This window comes from Paenibacillus sp. NRS-1782, assembly GCF_050467685.1.
Classification (GTDB): domain Bacteria; phylum Bacillota; class Bacilli; order Paenibacillales; family Paenibacillaceae; genus Paenibacillus; species Paenibacillus terrae_A.
In genome coordinates, this window is the sequence record NZ_JBITPH010000107.1 from 1 (window position 1) to 1,369 (window position 1,369).

The following is a 1,369-nucleotide window of genomic DNA, read 5'->3' on the forward strand; positions in this document are numbered from 1 at the left end:
ATTAGGCGATTATAGAAGGAAGCATCCGAAATTTGCTGAAGCATTGGAACGTCCAACCAAATGGGAAACTCATGTATATCCTCGGTTAGCGGAGATTCAGCAATGGTTCGAAGAAGGCGTGAATGCAGAGGACATTATCAAGAAACTCGATATAGGTAAAACGACTTGGTATGAGTACATAGATAAACATCCGATGCTGGCTGAACTAGTCAAATGGAGCAGATCTGTCCCTATTTCACACGTGGAAAATTCACTTTTGAAAGCTGCTACGGGGTATGAATATGAGGAAATTCGTACAATAGTCGAAGAGGACAAAAATGGAAAAAAGAAGACGCGTATCGAGAAGGTAAAACGATATCAGCCTCCCAATCCGACAGCGATGATCTTCTACTTAAAGAACCGCGCACCCAATGAGTGGAATGATCGCCGTGAGCTGGTGGTGAATACGAAAGCACTGGAACAGGAACGTAAGCAGCTATTTCTGGATATGATTGAAGCGGATGTAGTGGATGCTGAATATGAAGCTATTGAGGAATCGGTCGAGATTGAGGAAGGATACGTGGAGTCAGAAGATTCACAGCCATAACGTTATGTCGTCAATATGTGTATAGATAAACGCCAGTTTCAGCCCTGAATGAGCCTGTAAAGTAGCCAGAATCAGTGCATAAGATAGGTTATGCAAACGGTGGACTTTCCCCCACATTAACGGTATGATGTGACACACAAGCGAAAGGTGGGGGAGAATATGGAGTATATTCAAGGGTTTGAAGCACATTTACGGAGCAAGGATCGAAGCGAGAACACAGTTTCCTGCTATATAAGGGATGTATTACAGTTTATAGCCTGGTATCAAAGGAAAACGGAATATGGACTGGATCAATGGATTGAACTGGATGGGGTAGAATACAAGAAGGTTCTGCAAAGTACCAATCAAGCGATACTCACCATCAACCGCAAGATTGCCAGTATCAACGTGTTTGCAAAGTGGATGCATCAACAAGGCTATATAAAGGAAGAAATGCATATCGAAGCAGTCAGGAACAAGGTTGTTCGGCAATACAAAGGGTTAGAGGAAAAGGAATTGTGGAAACTACGAAATGAAATTCACCGTATGGGCAATCGAATGCATATCTGCATGATCGAATTATTGATTGGGACTGGCATACGAGTAAGCGAATTGGTTGGTATCAAATTGAAGGATCTTGAAATAAGTGAACGCAAAGGATTATTGAAGGTACTTGGTAAGGGAAACTCCTTTCGTACCATACCATTGAATAAGGATGTGCGAAAAGCCGTTACTCGGTATCTCGAAGTCAGGCCACAAGTTGAATCAGAATATTTATTTATTGGGCAGCGTGGAGCATTGGAA

Annotated in this window: 2 protein-coding genes; both read left to right on the plus strand. The window is 42.4% G+C overall.

Annotated elements, in window-relative coordinates; translation table 11 throughout:
* On the plus strand, positions 1-586 hold a 586-nt coding region (locus tag ACIFQM_RS24825), incomplete at its 5' end, for a transposase (protein ID WP_430066401.1).
* Between the two features lie 159 nt (positions 587-745).
* Positions 746-1,369, plus strand: a 624-nt coding sequence (locus tag ACIFQM_RS24830; RefSeq protein WP_430066403.1) for a tyrosine-type recombinase/integrase, incomplete at its 3' end; no start/stop codon positions are given.